The organism is Mesorhizobium sp. NPDC059054, from assembly GCF_042739215.1.
Taxonomy (GTDB): domain Bacteria; phylum Pseudomonadota; class Alphaproteobacteria; order Rhizobiales; family Rhizobiaceae; genus Mesorhizobium.
In genome coordinates this window covers 25,892-39,172 of the sequence record NZ_JBHYHV010000010.1, presented here as the reverse complement: position 1 = coordinate 39,172, position 13,281 = coordinate 25,892, and the positions used below count along the sequence as shown (strand labels likewise).

The following is a 13,281-nucleotide window of genomic DNA, read 5'->3' as shown; positions in this document are numbered from 1 at the left end:
GTCTCCCATGCTTGCTTTGTCTCACCCGGCCAGGATGGCGCGCTCGACGATGGCGAGCGCGCGGTCGAGATCCGCTCGGTCGATGACCAGCGGCGGCGACAGCGTCAGCACATTGCCGGCGCTGATCTTGAAGCTCAGCCCATCTTCCAGGCAGCGGTAGTAGACGCGCTCCGCGAGCTCCCGCGCCGGCCTGTAGCTGCCGCGCTCCTCGACCAGCTCGACGCCCATCATCAGGCCGCGGCCGCGCACCTCGCCGACATGCGGCGAACGGCCGATCCGTTCGGAAAGCCGGCCCATGGCGTAGGCGCCGAGTTCGGCGGCGCGCCCGGCCAGCCCCTCTTCCTCGATGATGGCGATGGTGGTGAGCGCGGCACGCGCCGTCACCGGGTTCTTCTCATGGGTGTAGTGGCCGATGGCGAAATCGCCGGCCACGTCGAGCGCCCGCCTTGCGATGACCGAAGCGATCGGCAGCACGCCGCCGCCCAGCGCCTTGCCCAGCACCACGATATCGGGTGTGACGTCGTCATGCTGGTGCGAGAAGAATTTGCCCGTCTTGGCCAACCCCGTCGGGATCTCGTCGAAGATCAGCAGCGTGCCGTGGCGATTGCAGGCCTCGCGCACCGCCTTCCAGAAACCGGGCGCCGGCACCAGCGGCGTCGCGCGCATGGGCTCGGCGATGACGGCGGCGAAGTCGCCCTCGCGGCCGAGCACATAAGAGATCATGCCGGCGCAGGCCTTGGCCGAAGCCTCCAGGCTGTCATGGCCGTAGGCGCAGTTGCGGCTGGCCCAGGGCGCGACATGCTCGGCGCCCGTCATCAACGGCCCGGCGATCTGCGAACGGAACGTCGCCTCGCCGCCGACGGAAGCCGCGCCGAAACCGGCGCCGTGGAAAGCATCCCAGAAGGATAGCGTCTTGAAGCGGCCGGTGGCGGCGCGCGCGATCTTCAGCGCCACCTCGATGGCGTCCGAGCCGCCGGTGGTGAACAGCACTTTCGAGAGGTCCGCCGGGGCGAGCTGGCCGAGCTTCTCGGCAAGCTCGACAGCCGGCTCGTTGGCGAAACGGCGCGGCGCGAAGGAGAGATCGTCGAGTTGCCGTTTGATCGCTTCAATCAGGCGCGGATGCGCATAGCCGATATGGTGGACGCTGTTGCCATGGAAATCCATGTAGCGCCGGCCGGCCAGGTCCTCGATCCAGATGCCTTCGGCTTTGGCAATGGTCGACACGCAGGGGCTGGACAGCGACTGGTGCAGGAAGGCATCGGCGTCGCGCTGCAGCAGGTCGCGCGACGGGGCATGATCCTGGCGCGCGTCCCACTCCCTGCGGGCGGGCGCCTTGTTGGACTCCCCTTCGGTGTGCACGATCGCCATGGCAGCCTTCTTCGATTGCATCGTGGAGCGGCGGCACGTGCCGCCGCTCGGATCCCGATTACCAGGGGAGCGAGAAGGTCTTGACGTTGGTGAAGGATTTCATCGCTTCGATGACGCCTTCCTTGTAGCCGTTGCCGCTGTCTTTGATGCCGCCGAACGGACTCATCTCGATGCGGTAGCCGGGCACTTCCCAGATGTTGACGGTGCCGACCTGCAGGCCGGAAATGTATTTCTGCATGCGGCGGAAATCGTTGGTGCACACGCCTGACGAGAGCCCGAACGCCGTCGAGTTGGACAGCGCGATCAGGGCGTCATCGTCATCGGGCGCGCGGATGATCGGCACGATCGGGCCGAAGGTCTCTTCCATCACCAGTTCGGATTGATGCGGCACACGGTCGACGACGATCGGCGGCAACAGCGCACCCTTGCGGCCGGGATTGTAGAGCACCTCGGCGCCTTGCTCGGCCGCCATGTGAACCCGCTTCTCGAAGAGTGCTGCGGCCTTCTCGTGCACGACGGTGCCGAGCTGTGTGGCAAGGTCCATCGGATCGCCGAACACGATCTTCCTGGCGCGTTCCAGCACCATGGGCACGAAACGGTCGGCCATCTTCTCCTGGACCAGGATGCGCTTCACCGCCGTGCAGCGCTGGCCGGAATTCTTGGTGGCGCCGGCGACGGCCAGGTCGGCCGCCTTGGCGAGATCGTCGTCGGAAAGATCGTTGAGGATGATCAGCGGATCGTTGCCGCCGAGCTCCAGCACCTGGCGCCGGTAACCGGCCTTCGCGGCGATCATCTTGCCGACCGGCACGCCGCCGGTGAAGGTGATCAGCTCGATGTTCGGATTGGTGATCATCTCGTCGCCGATGTCCTTCGGCCAGCCGGTGACGACCGACAGCATCTGCGGCGGCAGGCCGGCCTCATAGAGGATGTCGGCCAGCACCAGCGCCGTCATCGGCGTGAGTTCGGTCGGCTTGACGACGACGCAGTTGTTGGTGGCGATCGCCGGCGCCACCTTGTGCGCCACCATGTTGAGCGGGTGGTTGAACGGCGTGATCGCCGAGATCGCCTTCAGCGGCTCGCGCAGGGTGAAGATCTTGCGCTGCTTGCCGTGCGGGGTGAGATCGCAGGAGAAGATCTGGCCGTCATCCTGGATGGCCATCTGGCCGGCCAGCGTGAACACGTCATAGGCGCGGCCGACCTCGTAGAGCGAATCCTGCTTGGAGATGCCGAGCTCCAGCGTGACCAGGTCGGAAATCTCCTCCTTGCGGGCGTTGAGCAGCTCGGCGGTCTTCAGCAGGATCTTCTGGCGCTCGTATCGCGTCAGCTTGGAGGTGTAGCCGGCGGCGATCTCGAAGGCCTGCCTGGCATGCTTGGCATTGCCGGCCGGAACCGTGCCGGCCACCGTGTCATCCCAGGGGTAACGCACCTCGACGACATCGTCGGCATCGACCTTTTTGCCGGCGATGCGCATCGGCTCGTGGCGGACTTTGATCGAGGTTTCAGCCTTGGTCATGGAAGGGCTCCTTGCCGCTCATGGAGCGGGAAAACACGTATGGGGTTTGGCTTACTGGCGTTCCGGAATGAGAAGGGCAGGCGCTATAGCCCCCTCTCCGTCTCGGGCTTTGCCCGAGCCACCTCTCCCCCGCTTTGCGGGGGCGAGGAACCCAAGCTGGAAAAGCGCCGACGTCGCCACTGCGGTTCCTCGCCCCTGCCGAAGGCGGGGGAGAGGTGGCTCACCCGCAGGGTGAGACGGAGAGGGGGTTCTTGCCATATGCGACTGCTTCACTTCCCCTGCCCGTTCACCCCGGCAACGCGGCTGCCATCACCGCGTAGTAGAAGGCGTCGAAATTGCGCAGCGTGGGCGCCTCGGGCTGGTTGGGAAGCACCCGGTTGGTGATGAAGGGAACCGCCTGCTCGGTGAGGCCGCCATGCGAGCGCAGGGGCTCGTCGAGCGCCGCCAGGTCATGGCGGTGTTCGCTCGTGCCGATGGTCTTGTTTTCGCCGGAGACCATGATGATGTCGCCCATGCGGTCTTCGGGCAGTTCAAACCGGACGCAGCCTTCCTCGCGGCCGAGCACCACGGTGATGCCCTCGACCCTGGCAAGCCGCGCCATGATGTCGGCGCGGTCCGCCCCCTTCGGCAGGTAGGCGGTGGCGAAGGAACCCAGCGCGCCGTGGTGCACCACATAAGGATCGGTGATCGGCAGGATGACGCGGGCGGCGTCCTTGCCCAGCCATTCGTCGAGCAGGTCCTGGACATAGACGACATTGGGCGTGCCGTCGGCATGATGCTTCGGCTTCATGCCATGGTCGGCGGTGACGACGATGGCCGCACCCAGCGCGTCGAGTTCGGCGAGATAGCGGTCGAACATGGCGTAGAAGTCGTTGGCCTGCTTCACGCCCGGCGCATATTTGTGCTGCACGTAGTCGGTGGTGGTCAGGTACATGACGTCCGGCCGGAACTCCTTGAGCAGCTTGACGCCGGCGGCGAAGACGAATTCGGACAGCTCGGCGGAATAGACTTCCGGCACCGGACGGCCGAGCCAGGCCGACGCATTGTCGATGCCGTTGGCGGCCTTGGTGGTGGTGTCCGACTTCTCGGAGGAGAAGCAGATCGCGCGGTTGTCACCATAGGCCAGGCCATGGCCGAGCAGCGCGCGCAGCTTGTCCTTGGCCGTCACCACCGCCACCTTGGCGCCGGCATCGTAGAAGGCCTTGAAGACGGTCGGAGCGCGCAGGAACTTCGGATCGTTCATCATCACCTCCTCGCCCGTCTCAGGATTGTAGAGGTAGTTGCCGCAGATGCCGTGCACGGCAGGCGGACGGCCGGTGGCGATGGACAGGTTGTTGGGGTTGGTGAAAGACGGGATCACGGAATGGGCGGTGCGCACGGTGCCTTTCGCCTTGATGCGCTCCAGCGCCGGCATCAGCCCGGCCTTGATCGCCTCGTCGAGATAGGCGGGCTCGCAGCCGTCCAGGCAGATCGCGATGGCCGGCACCCGCGGCCAGGCATAGTCGCGGCCATTGGCCGACACGGTGACGGGGGACATCTGGTTCATCGGGGGGTTCCTTTTGATCAGGTTCAGGCGGCGAGCTTGGCGCGTTCGGCCAAGGCTGCCTGGGGTGGTGCCGCGCTCGCGACGCCCATTTCGGCCAACGACTGGCGGGCGGCCTCGACGACGCGGCGCATGACATGTTCATCCATGCGGCCGATGCAGCCGACCCGGAAGGAATCGACCACCGTCAGCTTGCCGGGATAGATGATGAAGCCCTTGTCCTTCATCAGTTCGTAGAAACGCTCGAAGACGAAATTGCCGTCGGCCGGGCAGAAGAAGGTGACGATGATCGGCGACAGCCAGCGGTCGGAGAGCAAGGTTTCGAAGCCGAGGTTGCGCATGCCTTCGACCATGACGTTGCGGTTCTGCATGTAGCGCGCGCCGCGGGCAGCGACACCGCCTTCCGCCTCATGCATGCGCAGGGCCTCGAGGAAAGCGGCCACGACATGGGTGGGCGGGGTGAAGCGCCATTGGCCGGTCTTTTCCATCGCCGCCCATTGCGCGTGGATGTCCAGCGACAACGAGTGGCTGTTGCCCTTGGCCTTTTCCAGTTCGCTCTTTTTGGCGATGACGAAACCGAAGCCCGGCACGCCCTCGATGCATTTGTTGGCCGAGGAGACCATCGCCTCGTAGCGGATCCTGCCGACCTCGAGCGGAATGGCGCCGAAAGCGCTCATGGAATCGATCAGCAGCTTGCGGCCCCTGGCGTAGGTCGCCTCGGAGATCTCCGCGACCGGGTTGAGGATGCCGGAACTCGTCTCGCAATGGATGGCAAGGACATGGGTGATGGCGGGATCGGCATCGAGGGCAGCACCCACCTCGTCGCCGCGCGGCGGCAGGTAGTCGCCCTTGTCGATCAGCGTGAAGGCGCGGCCGAGATATTGCATGGTCTGCGCGGCGCGCAGGCCGTAGGCGCCGTTGGCCAGCACCAGCACCTTGCCGTCCTTCGGCACGAAGGAGCCGAGCATGGCCTCGACGCAGAAGGAACCGGAGCCCTGGATCGGCACGCAGTCATACTCGGATTTCGTGTCGCCGATCAGCGCCAGCAGGCGCCGGCGCAGCTCCGCCGTCATCGCCCGAAAATCGCCGTCCCACGACCCCCAGTCGCGCAGCATGGCCTGCTTGACGGCGTAGGAGGTGGTGAGCGGTCCCGGCGTCAGCAGGTAAGGCTCGCCCAGGGCCGGCGGATCGAAACCTTCCACGGGTGAAACTCGCATCGACTGTCCTCCAAGGCGCTCATGCTATTGCGCTTCCATGTGAGGATTGTTGCAGAGATGGAGCTATCTGAAAAATCGTTATTTTGTATTCGAGTATAAGTTGGGTTTATGGATTTCCGCTTTCGTAGCTCTATGCACGCTCATCATGGAATCTGCAGCAACGCGCTTGACGAGATACCCACCCTCCCCCGGAGAGGCTAAGGACCCAACGCAGAAAGCGCAGGCGCCTCTATCTCCCCCCCTTGCGGGGGAGAAAGCGATTTCAGCATCTTAGACGAGCACGCCCTTTAGGGCGGCGCAGGCTAAGTGCTAGAAATCGCAAGAGAGGGGATTTTCAGCCGCAGCGGCTCGCCGACTTGGGCTTCCAAGCAAGCGCGAAACCCCTCAGCTGAAGATCCCCTCTCTTGGATTTTCTACGACTTAGACTGCGCCGCCCTGCGGGCGTGCTCGCTAAGATCGTGAAAATCCTTTCTCCCCCGCAAGGGGGGAGATACCAGCGTCGCGCGCTTCTCCAGCTCTGACAACCAAAGCCGCCAAGCACGCGCCCCCCTCACCCCACCCGCACCAGACGGCTGCTGGCGAGGTCGCCGGTGCGGGTCAGCAGCGGGTAGGCGGTGGCGACCAGCAGCGAGTTGATCTCCTTGAAGGCGCGCACGGCTTCGAGGTGAATGTCGCTGGTTTCGATGCTTTCGATCTTGCCCGACTGCAGCCGGCTGAGGTGACGCTCGTGGCTCGCGCGCTGCATGGCGCGGATGCGTTCCTTCTCGGCGACAAGCTGGCGCGCCGAGGCGACGTCGTTGGAGATCAGCACATTCAGCGCAAGCTGCATGTTCTCCACCACGCGCGCGTGCAATTCATCGAGCTCGCGCAAGCCGTCGGCGGAAAACTGCAGCGCCTTCTCGGCCCGCTCGGCGGCCAGCACCAAAAGGTTCTTGGCGACGATGTCGCCGGCATATTCGAAATTGATGGCGACGTCGGTGAGCTCGATGCCGCGGCGCGCTTCGTCGGCCGTCAGCTGACCGCGATTGACCTCGGCGATGTAGAGCTTGATGCCGGTGTGGGTGTCGTTGATTTCCTCGTCGAGGCCGCGCAGGCCGGCGATCTGATCGGACGTTCCTGAGCGGAACATGTCCATGACCGGCCGGAACATCTGCTCGACAAGCTCGCCCATGCGCAGAAGTTCGCGCGTGGCGCTGGCCAGCGCCAGCGTCGGGGTCGCGATGACCGAACGGTCGAGCGCGCTGAGCCGCTGGCGGGCAGCCTCCCCCTCGCCTTCCGGCTCCTGCGTGATGCGTGTCGCCAGCCGGGCCACCGGCTTGACGAAAGGCAGGCAGGCCAGGGCCAGCACGGCATTGAAGGCCAGATGGAAATCGACCAGTGCCGTCGCCGGATCCAGCCCGCGCAGGATGACGGGCACACCGAGGGTTTCGATCACGATCAGCACAATCACGGCCGCTCCCACACGAAACAGCAGATTGCCGAGCGGCAGACGCTGCGCCGCCTTGTCCATCGAGCGCGACAGCCAGAAGGCGATCAGCCCGCTGCCCATATTGGCCCCGAGGATCAGCGGCAGGCCGGCTTCCAGCGGAATGACGCCCTGGGCGGCGAAGGCCGAGATCATCAGGATGGCCGCCACGCTGGAGTGGATCAGCCAGGTGAAGAGCGCGCCGAGCAGAACGGCCATCATGGCGTCGCCGGCGAGATAGCCCGAGATCGCCGGCAGCAGGGCGGCGTGGCGCAGCGGACCCGTCGCCTCGCCGATGAACCGCAGCGACAGAAGGATGAAGCCGATGCCCAGCACCATGCGCCCGGTTTCGCGCAGCCTCTGGCCGGAGAGCTTCAGATGCATGATGCCGCCGACGGCCAGGCAGACCGGGACCAGCCAGCCGAGGTCGAAGGACAGGATGCGCACGACCAGCGCCGAACCGAAATCGGCGCCGAGCAGCAGCGCCAGCCCGACCGGCACGGCGAGCAGGCCACTGGCGACGAAGCCGCAGGCGATCATCGCCACCGCCGTCGAACTCTGCAGCATCACCGCCATCGCCGCACCGCCGGCAACGGCGCGGATGGTGCCGCCTTTCGCCTCGCCGAACAGCCGCCGCAGCAGCCCCGCATAGGCGCGCTCCATGCCGGTGCGCACCATGTGCACCGCATAGAGCAGCAGCAGGGTCGCGCCGGCGAGATGAAGCAGGAGAAGTGAAAAATGCATGGCCGGCATCCCGTGGCTCAAAAAAGATCGGCCGGGCCTTTACATAAGTCAATTCGTTAGTTTCTATGGTTGCATCGTCTCTATTTATGGAAAGATGCCATGCGATACGTGCAGTTGCGGGCCTTCCACTATGTCGCCGTCTGCGGCGGTTTCTCGCGCGCCGCCGAGACCCTGTTCCTGACCCAGCCGGCGATTTCCGACCAGGTGCGCAAGCTGGAGGAAGAGTATGACGTGCTGCTCTTCAACCGCCACAAGAAGCAGGTGACGCTGACCGCGCAGGGCGAGCGGCTGCTGGAAATCACGCACCGCATGTTCGACAACGAGCAGCAGGCCAGCGACCTGCTTTCAGAATCGCGCGCGCTGCGCGCCGGCACGCTGCGCATCATCGCGGATGCCGCGCACCACCTGCTGCATGTGCTGGCGGCTTTCCGGGCGAAATATCCGGGCGTGCAGGTGTCGCTGCGGGCCGGCAACACCGAAACGGTGATCGCCGGGCTCTACGCCTATGAGGCGGATATGGGCGTGCTGGGCGAAATCCCGGAAAGCTCCGACTTCCAGATCCTGAAGCTCAATTCATCGCCGATCATCGCCTTCGTCGCCCACAACCACCCGCTGGCCAGCGCCAAGCGGCTGTCCCTGGCCGATATCGTCACGCACCCTTTGGTGCTGCGCGAACGCGGTTCGAAAACCCGCTTCAAGCTGGAGGCCATGGCCGCCGAGATGCGCGTCGACATCAAACCCGCGATCGAGGCCGAAGGCCGCGAGGCCGTGCGCGAGATCGTGGCCTCCGGCGCCGGCGTCGGTTTCGTCACCCGCGCCGAGTTCGGCTATGACGGCCGGCTGAAGCCGATCCAGATCGACGCGCCCGAAGTGCTGATGGACGAAGCCCTGATCTGCCTGCGCGAACGTTCCAGCGGCAAGCTGGTCAAGGCGTTCTGGGATCTGGCGATGAGCTTGCCGAGTTGAGGGGGACGGGGCGGCGTTCCCATCGGCGAAGAAATGGAACGAGATGCGCAGGCAGCGCGAAGCAAGGCGGAAGGCGGCGTGATCGCCATGGATGTTATCGAGGCCCATAAGCACAGCATCCGTCATCGACAGGAGATCGAAGCCAGCCAAAAATGCGGCTGCTTCTACTGTATGGAGATATACGGCCCTGACGCTATCACCGAGTGGGTTGATGGTGCCAATACTGCACTTTGCCCGAAGTGCAGTATCGATTCAGTCATCGGCGATGCGTCCGGGTATCCGATAGACACCGATTTCTTGAAGCGGATGAACCAACATTGGTTTTGATCCCTGCGGGTCAAAACGGCCACCCAAGGCAAGAGAGTTTCCTTCCACTTCCTTTCAACTATAGTCGCTGGTTGATAGGAGATTCCGATGGTCCTTTTCTGGTTTGATCAACAAGAACGCCTGAAAACGGCAAAGGGCAAGGAACTGCTCTCCTCCGACCGGAGAGGAGAGATCGCGCCCACCAACGTCGCCGCAGCGCCAAAGCCTGTTGAGGGCAAGATCGCAGTCAGGATTGGATCTGACGGCAGGCCGGTGGTTGTCATCAAGGACGGACCTGCAAGCTGATAGTGCTTCGTCGTCGATGGCGGCAACGGCATGCGAAGCTCAGGGCTAACTGGCGTCGGTGAAAGGCCGGCCCGTTGCAGCAAGCCGTAAGATCCAGCGCCTGTTCGTCACGCTTCGAAAGGCAAGCGCAAGAAACAGGCAGCACAGTCGGAGCTATCCAGCTATTTCCGCTGGACCATGAACCCACCGGCTGCGCCAATCGCGATCCCGATGGCGATTCCAAGGGGGAGGTTCTCCATGGCCGTGCCGATTACGGCACCGACGCCGACCCCGATTGCAATACCAAGTGCCATGGTGCCCATCTTCGTTTGCCACCATGTCCTTTTTGCGGGCAAGGCTTCCAACAACAGAGTGGCGAAACTCGTCTCGCGGCAGCGCTGGCGGCTCAGGCCACCGAAATGCGCGTTGATCTGATCCTGCGATCGAAGCCGAAGGGTGGGGCCGCGCGCGAGATCGTGGCCTCAAGCGCCAGCGTCGGTTTCTTCGCCTGGGCCGAGTTCGGCTCTGACGGCCGGCTGGTGCCGCTAAGCGACAACAAGGACAATGCCTCAGCCGCCGAGTGGCGGACCGGTGAAACGCAGGCCGCGGCGGGCGGCGGAAGCGGCGATCTGGTCCATGTCCTGCGGGATGCGGAAACGACCCTTTGCCATATCCGCGAAGAAGGCCTCGAACCCGCCGGGGCTTAGTATGACGAAATGGCGGCAGGGTTCGTCGCCCAGGACACGGAAGGTGTGCTCGCGACCGCGCGGCATGAATGCAGTCTCGCCCGCCTTCTTCGTGAAGCTCTGCCCTTCCAGCCAGAATTCGCACGCGCCGCTCATCAGGATGAAGGTCTCGTCCTCGCGTTCATGCACATGGCGGGGAGGTCCGCTGCCGGCGGGACTGAGACTGTCGACAATGGAGACGGCACCTGCCGTTTCGGAAACGGGCAGGATCACCCTGTACCGAACGCCAAGCCATTCCATGACATCAGGGCCGGAAAGCTCCTGCATCGATGCCCCCTCGCTTCGCCCGAGTGCTCTCAGCAAACCACAGATGGGGTTGGCCGACAAGCAAGACACGGGGTGTTGCGTGGATGCGTCACACGATGCATCCAGCCAATCGCATCAAGCCTCCTGGGGACGAACGCCGGGCGAAGAAACACCGGAAGTAGAAAGGCGTCCGGCGGCTTGTCAGAAACGAGTGCCGAGGTGAATCCTGTTCAACATCGCGCATGCTGCTTCGGCGCGAAACAGGGACAGGTTGACCAGCTTGCGTCCGTCCAGCTCTGCCGCCTGGTCGAGAGCGTTGTCCCAGACTTTCCAGGTGCCGGCAGGCTCCTGAATGCATTCATACCGGGATCGGCTGGCGGAGCCTCGCCGTCCAAGCTTCCCAGTTTTGCGTTGAAGCGGGCGCAACAGTACAACTCGCCTTGTCGACAGAGGCTCCGCCGGCGCTGCTCGCATCGTTCGGATGATGGAGGCGGCGGAGTGCCCCTTAATCCGCATTACAGATCAGGCGGACAACCATTCCTCGGCAGCCTTTGCCGCTGCAAGTTCCAGCGCTTCAGGGGCAAGGATGCCCGCTCTCCTGGCAAAGGCTTCGAACGAAATCCGTGCCACGGACACACTGCCGCCGTTGAGAGCCGCGCCAACCGCGGCAAAAGCCTGGGCGTGGGTAGGGCTTCGCGAACCGACCCATTCGTTGAGAATTTCATAGGCCTCTTCGACGGATTCCACATCCATGGGAAATCCAAGGCCGACAAAAATGGAAACAGGCTTCGCGAAAGATTTCATGGGGCTACCTCGTTTCTGAGCGATACCGAGATTACCCAGCTTGCCGAGAACGAGCGATCCAACACTTCGTTGCAGGAATGTCATCCCTTCGGAGGAAGGGCATGAACGCGCACTTCCGCAACTCGCTTTGCCGGCAAAGGCTTCGCCGGCTCGCCCGTTTGGGTGATGGACGCGGCAGAGTGAATTCAGGCCGGGTTTCGTCCCATTTTCGAGCGCGTCCGTGAAGTTCGGCGGATGTACAAATTCGAGCCCGTGACCCGGCGCCGGTCGCATCTCAAGCGTGCCGAGGAAGAGGCGAAGCTGGCGGCCGCGGTTGAGGCTCGATTGGCCAGGAAGCGCCAGAAGCAGGCGGCTTAGAATTTCCGCGAGAGCGGATAGAGCATAACCCCCGAGCGAGTAGACCGCGGGGCGGGGTGGGCAATACGGCTCATCCCGCCTGCGAGTGCTTTCGGGAGATCAATTGCCCGCCAGCGCACCTTCACCCCAAGAGCCCAGTGCCAGCGGTTGCCAGTGCGGGCGAGCCTATCAGGATTGCGGATTTGCTTGGGCTGCAATCAACGTTTTCATCGCGTCTATCGCGCTCGCAAAATCGGAAAACTCCGACAGTTCCAGAGGGTAATACTGGTAGTTGCCCGATGCGATACCAGCGAGGACGACATAGTGTTTGTCCTGCCCGTCGCGTTTCAGGCGCAACGACAACGTACAGCGCCCGCCTACAATCGGCGTGTCAATCTGGCGGATGATTTTCCCGGTGGTCGCCATCTTAGCAACGCGAAACATTGTAGAAAGAAATCCCACTTGCCCATTCTCCCCAATGCCCGTCATGAGAGCTTCGCCCAGGCGCTGGCACTGTCAATAGCGGCTTGCCGAAAGCTGCACTGATGATGGCGGAGGAGTAAGCCCAACCCTTTCAGGGTCGGGGATTTGCTCCCAGGCTTGCCGTAGTGCGGTGTCAGCGTCATTCCATGCGCTCAGGACGTCTTTAACTGATCAGCCGACGGCCATTTATCGAGATCAACCTGCGATTTGGGGTCGAACCGGCCTTGCCGTCGATTAATGTCCATATTGAATTGCCAGCCCATAAAAGATCGCAGGCTATTCGAGATCGCGTTGGAGATGTTGTAGATCTCTTGAACCGCGTCACTGGCAGCCTTTTGCGCTGCAGCGTGTATTCGGAATGCCTCTTGGTAGGCTTGAACCTTGCTCATCGAGCCCTCCCGCTTTGAAAACAATCAAAGGTAATCAAACGTGGCTCGCAGTGGCAAGAGAATAGGGGCTGGGTGTAAGGCCTGCGCTGCAAAGCAAACGCGCGTGATTGGAGAAACGTCACCAAGGCTTGGCGAGAGCTGACAACTATCGCTCGAGCTTCCCACCCAGGCTCGTCTGATGTCGAAATTGACAGTCAAACGGCGGCGCCCACCGCTCATCATGTCATTTTGCGGGTCCACTGAAGCGGCGAACCAGTTAGCCGTCGCGAACGCGCGGCAGAGAGCACTCGGGTCATTTTGGGTTTGCCGTCATCTGGCGCTCCAGATTGCGCAGTAGAACCATTCTTTCTGAACAGTATGATAGAAGCGATCCGATGAGATCTTCTTCAGCCCCTTCGATTTTGCCAGCGCTTCCGCTTCGGCAAAACGTGGATTTGGCGCGGTAACAAACATCCAGTACGGAGGAGGAGACGATTTGGATTTCGCCCATGTTAACTTCGTACCGCTGACATCCTTGAGGTTGGCACCGGGGCCCCAACGCCATTGAATGCATTGGATCCGCTTGGGCACCAAGCCGCTTGCCACCTTTTGGTCGATGCGCAAGCTTGTCGCGTCGGAACCATAATATGGCTTGCCGTCGACAGCGATATGAGGCGTTGACGAAACGCATCCCGACAAAATGGCGATGGCCAGAATGCACAGCCCCAATGTCAGTTGCGATGCCCTGTTGCCGGTCTTGCCCGTGACCATGCCAATTCCCCCCGATGCCCACCATGCGAGCTTCGCCCAGGCGCCGGCAAAGAGCAAGATCATCGCCCTGATGGTAAACCGGTGATCTGGGGATTTGGCGTGCATCCGCAGAGGCTTGGG

The 13,281-nt window shown here is 63.0% G+C and carries 15 protein-coding genes; 5 read left to right on the top strand and 10 right to left on the bottom strand.

Annotation, left to right across the window (positions count from 1 at the left end; all coding sequences use genetic code 11):
* Positions 1 to 21 precede the first annotated feature (21 nt).
* The 5 genes from ACFWXH_RS30285 to ACFWXH_RS30265 all read right to left on the bottom strand — a co-directional run bounded on the left by ACFWXH_RS30285 (position 22) and on the right by ACFWXH_RS30265 (position 7,850).
* Complete coding sequence (locus ACFWXH_RS30285; protein WP_379125129.1) at positions 22 to 1,368, bottom strand: aspartate aminotransferase family protein; 1,347 nt, start codon at positions 1,366 to 1,368, stop codon at positions 22 to 24.
* Positions 1,369 to 1,426: 58 nt separating this feature from the next.
* Positions 1,427 to 2,881: a phosphonoacetaldehyde dehydrogenase gene (phnY, locus tag ACFWXH_RS30280; protein ID WP_379125128.1), complete on the bottom strand. Its 1,455-nt coding sequence runs from the start codon at positions 2,879 to 2,881 to the stop codon at positions 1,427 to 1,429.
* 286 nt (positions 2,882 to 3,167) lie between these two features.
* A complete protein-coding gene (gene phnA, locus ACFWXH_RS30275) occupies positions 3,168 to 4,427 on the bottom strand; it encodes a phosphonoacetate hydrolase (RefSeq protein ID WP_379125127.1) in 1,260 nt (419 codons plus the stop codon).
* 23 nt (positions 4,428 to 4,450) lie between these two features.
* Positions 4,451 to 5,641: a 2-aminoethylphosphonate--pyruvate transaminase gene (locus ACFWXH_RS30270; RefSeq protein WP_379125126.1), complete on the bottom strand. Its 1,191-nt coding sequence runs from the start codon at positions 5,639 to 5,641 to the stop codon at positions 4,451 to 4,453.
* A 550-nt stretch (positions 5,642 to 6,191) separates the two neighbouring features.
* Positions 6,192 to 7,850, bottom strand: a complete 1,659-nt coding sequence (locus ACFWXH_RS30265) for a Na/Pi cotransporter family protein (protein ID WP_379125125.1) — start codon at positions 7,848 to 7,850, stop codon at positions 6,192 to 6,194.
* A gap of 99 nt (positions 7,851 to 7,949) precedes the next feature.
* Between ACFWXH_RS30265 and ACFWXH_RS30260 the strand changes: the two genes are divergently transcribed.
* The 4 genes from ACFWXH_RS30260 (at position 7,950) to ACFWXH_RS30245 (ending at position 9,842) form a co-directional block, all read left to right on the top strand.
* Positions 7,950 to 8,816 (top strand): LysR substrate-binding domain-containing protein, encoded by an 867-nt coding sequence (locus ACFWXH_RS30260; RefSeq protein WP_379125124.1) that lies wholly within the window; start codon positions 7,950 to 7,952, stop codon positions 8,814 to 8,816.
* Positions 8,817 to 8,849: 33 nt separating this feature from the next.
* The gene (locus ACFWXH_RS30255; protein ID WP_379125122.1) at positions 8,850 to 9,143 is read left to right on the top strand and encodes a cytoplasmic protein; all 294 of its coding nucleotides are present in this window, start codon (positions 8,850 to 8,852) and stop codon (positions 9,141 to 9,143) included.
* A gap of 87 nt (positions 9,144 to 9,230) precedes the next feature.
* Positions 9,231 to 9,428, top strand: coding sequence for a hypothetical protein (locus ACFWXH_RS30250; protein WP_054312066.1), 198 nt, complete (start codon positions 9,231 to 9,233; stop codon positions 9,426 to 9,428).
* Between the two features lie 237 nt (positions 9,429 to 9,665).
* Positions 9,666 to 9,842: a hypothetical protein gene (locus ACFWXH_RS30245; RefSeq protein ID WP_379125121.1), complete on the top strand. Its 177-nt coding sequence runs from the start codon at positions 9,666 to 9,668 to the stop codon at positions 9,840 to 9,842.
* Between the two features lie 134 nt (positions 9,843 to 9,976).
* On the opposite strand, the gene ACFWXH_RS30240 is transcribed toward ACFWXH_RS30245, so the two are convergent.
* Both ACFWXH_RS30240 and ACFWXH_RS30235 read right to left on the bottom strand, forming a co-directional pair.
* Positions 9,977 to 10,420, bottom strand: a complete 444-nt coding sequence (locus ACFWXH_RS30240) for a cupin domain-containing protein (RefSeq protein WP_379125120.1) — start codon at positions 10,418 to 10,420, stop codon at positions 9,977 to 9,979.
* Between the two features lie 501 nt (positions 10,421 to 10,921).
* Positions 10,922 to 11,287, bottom strand: coding sequence for a DUF982 domain-containing protein (locus ACFWXH_RS30235; RefSeq protein WP_379125119.1), 366 nt, complete (start codon positions 11,285 to 11,287; stop codon positions 10,922 to 10,924).
* A 150-nt stretch (positions 11,288 to 11,437) separates the two neighbouring features.
* Between ACFWXH_RS30235 and ACFWXH_RS30230 the strand changes: the two genes are divergently transcribed.
* A complete protein-coding gene (locus ACFWXH_RS30230; RefSeq protein ID WP_379125118.1) occupies positions 11,438 to 11,560 on the top strand; it encodes a hypothetical protein in 123 nt (40 codons plus the stop codon).
* A 168-nt stretch (positions 11,561 to 11,728) separates the two neighbouring features.
* On the opposite strand, the gene ACFWXH_RS30225 is transcribed toward ACFWXH_RS30230, so the two are convergent.
* The 3 genes from ACFWXH_RS30225 to ACFWXH_RS30215 form a co-directional block, all read right to left on the bottom strand.
* Complete coding sequence (locus tag ACFWXH_RS30225) at positions 11,729 to 12,028, bottom strand: hypothetical protein (protein ID WP_379125117.1); 300 nt, start codon at positions 12,026 to 12,028, stop codon at positions 11,729 to 11,731.
* 146 nt (positions 12,029 to 12,174) lie between these two features.
* Positions 12,175 to 12,411 carry a hypothetical protein gene (locus ACFWXH_RS30220; RefSeq protein WP_379125116.1) on the bottom strand — a complete coding sequence of 79 codons (237 nt, stop codon included), beginning with the start codon at positions 12,409 to 12,411 and terminating at the stop codon, positions 12,175 to 12,177.
* Positions 12,412 to 12,720: 309 nt separating this feature from the next.
* Positions 12,721 to 13,266: a hypothetical protein gene (locus tag ACFWXH_RS30215; RefSeq protein ID WP_379125115.1), complete on the bottom strand. Its 546-nt coding sequence runs from the start codon at positions 13,264 to 13,266 to the stop codon at positions 12,721 to 12,723.
* Positions 13,267 to 13,281 lie beyond the last annotated feature (15 nt).

Bases quoted from the DNA above. Each gene is read 5' to 3' on its own strand.
- ACFWXH_RS30285 (WP_379125129.1), bottom strand. From the start codon at position 1,368: ATGGCGATCGTGCACACCGAAGGGGAGTCCAACAAGGCGCCCGCCCGC.
- phnY (WP_379125128.1), bottom strand. From the start codon at position 2,881: ATGACCAAGGCTGAAACCTCGATCAAAGTCCGCCACGAGCCGATGCGC.
- phnA (WP_379125127.1), bottom strand. From the start codon at position 4,427: ATGAACCAGATGTCCCCCGTCACCGTGTCGGCCAATGGCCGCGACTAT.
- ACFWXH_RS30270 (WP_379125126.1), bottom strand. From the start codon at position 5,641: ATGCGAGTTTCACCCGTGGAAGGTTTCGATCCGCCGGCCCTGGGCGAG.
- ACFWXH_RS30265 (WP_379125125.1), bottom strand. From the start codon at position 7,850: ATGCATTTTTCACTTCTCCTGCTTCATCTCGCCGGCGCGACCCTGCTG.
- ACFWXH_RS30260 (WP_379125124.1), top strand. From the start codon at position 7,950: ATGCGATACGTGCAGTTGCGGGCCTTCCACTATGTCGCCGTCTGCGGC.
- ACFWXH_RS30255 (WP_379125122.1), top strand. From the start codon at position 8,850: ATGGAACGAGATGCGCAGGCAGCGCGAAGCAAGGCGGAAGGCGGCGTG.
- ACFWXH_RS30250 (WP_054312066.1), top strand. From the start codon at position 9,231: ATGGTCCTTTTCTGGTTTGATCAACAAGAACGCCTGAAAACGGCAAAG.
- ACFWXH_RS30245 (WP_379125121.1), top strand. From the start codon at position 9,666: ATGGCCGTGCCGATTACGGCACCGACGCCGACCCCGATTGCAATACCA.
- ACFWXH_RS30240 (WP_379125120.1), bottom strand. From the start codon at position 10,420: ATGCAGGAGCTTTCCGGCCCTGATGTCATGGAATGGCTTGGCGTTCGG.
- ACFWXH_RS30235 (WP_379125119.1), bottom strand. From the start codon at position 11,287: ATGACATTCCTGCAACGAAGTGTTGGATCGCTCGTTCTCGGCAAGCTG.
- ACFWXH_RS30230 (WP_379125118.1), top strand. From the start codon at position 11,438: ATGTACAAATTCGAGCCCGTGACCCGGCGCCGGTCGCATCTCAAGCGT.
- ACFWXH_RS30225 (WP_379125117.1), bottom strand. From the start codon at position 12,028: ATGACGGGCATTGGGGAGAATGGGCAAGTGGGATTTCTTTCTACAATG.
- ACFWXH_RS30220 (WP_379125116.1), bottom strand. From the start codon at position 12,411: ATGAGCAAGGTTCAAGCCTACCAAGAGGCATTCCGAATACACGCTGCA.
- ACFWXH_RS30215 (WP_379125115.1), bottom strand. From the start codon at position 13,266: ATGCACGCCAAATCCCCAGATCACCGGTTTACCATCAGGGCGATGATC.